Raw genomic sequence first — 1510 nt, 5'->3', positions numbered from 1 at the left:
CCCCTTGGGCGCGCAGCGCCTGCGCGCAGATCAGGCACACCGTGTCGATGGAGACCGGCTTGCCGTCATCGCGAGCGTGATCGTTGATCGCCGCCCATACCGCTGCCGGCCGCTGCTTGTCCATCAACCTCCGCCGTCTACGGCACCGGTGTTCGTGGCGACCAGGACGAGGCCGTTATTCGGGGCGACCAGGGTAAGGCTGTGTTCGTCGGCGTCGGGCTGTCCCTCATCCAAGTACACGGCGGGCGCCTCGCCCCATCCGGGCACTCTGTCCCAGCCGGTGAACCGTAGCAGGCGGCGCACCACCGCCGGGGCCGCCACCATCCGGATGACACCCGCGCTGGCGCCTCCTGTGCCGAGGCCGGCGTTGACCAGCACGCGCAGGCCGCCCACATCGATGAAATCCAGCCCGCTCAGATCGACGGACAATGGGCCATCGCCGGGAGCCGACCGATGGGCCGCCCCGGCCAGCGCCGCCATCAAGGCGAGCACGCTGCTGCGGTCCAGCTCTCCCTCCAGCCATATCCCCGGCGGATGAACCCTCGAGATGATGCGTAATATCCCACCGTCGTAGACCGATGCGCGGGTGGCGCCATGGGTGTCGTCCATGCCAGATCCTCCAGGGGCTCGTCAAAGAGACAAGCCGCGAGGTCAAGACGGCACGAGATCAATGCAAGTAGGACGCCGCAGGCTCGGGGGCCCACCAGCGAAAGACACCGCTCCCTCAGGCTACTCGCCAACGGGGTGCCTGACCATCTCCACCCCACCACACCGACGCCATAACCCTGGCAGGGACGCGGTTGCCGGTCGCCGATGATTAAGCAGGCAAGAGCGGGTAGTCACCCTCGTGCAAGGTCGTCAGTAAGCGCCCTGAAGTCTGGTAGGCGAATCCGGTAGCCCCCGGTGAGATCCAGATACGGCATCCGCATGAGGGGATCTGTGTGAGCACCAACTACCGAGGGCCCTGGCCGATCACCGCCGACCTGGCTGCCTTGCGACGACGGATTCACCGCCACGCAACGGATGCGGGGTTGACCGGAACGCGGCTGGAGGATCTACTGCTCGCCACCAACGAAGCCGCCGTCAACGTCCTGGAACACGGCGGTGGAAGCGGCACCTTGACCATCTGGCACGACAAGACGGAGCTGACCGTCGACGTCGTCGACACCGCCGGTCGGCTCATGCCCGAAGATGTCCACCGCCGGCGCCCATCCCAGCAGGCGGGCCGGGGCGTCGGGCTGTGGCTGATGGGCCGGCTCTGCGATGAGTTCACCATCCGCCAGGGCAGCGGGCGATCATGCGTCCGGCTGCGGATGCGCCTGCGCCGGCGCCACGGCCTCGTCGCCGTCCGGTAGACGAGCGCCGCTACACCACCGCGAACTCCGCGCTAGGGGTGCCACTCTGGCGACCTCGCGTAATCAACTGTCGCCTATTGCTTCGTTCCTTTTTGGACAGCAAGATTAGACGTACTATCAGGGCCCAGCGGGTCGTTGATGGGCGGTGAGGCAGT

General features: G+C 66.9%; 2 protein-coding genes. One reads left to right on the top strand and one right to left on the bottom strand.

Going from position 1 to position 1510, the window contains the following annotated elements; genetic code table 11:
* Positions 1–123: 123 nt before the first annotated feature.
* Positions 124–609, bottom strand: a complete 486-nt coding sequence (locus tag ACSDR0_RS50520; protein ID WP_435296119.1) for an STAS domain-containing protein — start codon at positions 607–609, stop codon at positions 124–126.
* A 332-nt stretch (positions 610–941) separates the two neighbouring features.
* On the opposite strand from ACSDR0_RS50520, the gene ACSDR0_RS50515 reads away from it, so the two are divergent.
* Entirely contained in the window at positions 942–1355 is a 414-nt protein-coding gene (locus ACSDR0_RS50515; protein WP_435296118.1) for an ATP-binding protein, read from the top strand.
* The last annotated feature ends 155 nt before the right edge of the window (positions 1356–1510 follow it).

Origin of the sequence: Streptosporangium sp. G11 (genome assembly GCF_051192615.1) — a bacterium.
Lineage (GTDB): Bacteria > Actinomycetota > Actinomycetes > Streptosporangiales > Streptosporangiaceae > Streptosporangium.
Note: the sequence above shows the minus strand (reverse complement) of the source record. Positions and strands in the feature narration are given on the sequence as shown.

Excerpts from the sequence above, each read along its gene's own strand:
- ACSDR0_RS50520 (WP_435296119.1), bottom strand. The coding sequence starts at position 609 with ATGGACGACACCCATGGCGCCACCCGCGCATCGGTCTACGACGGTGGG.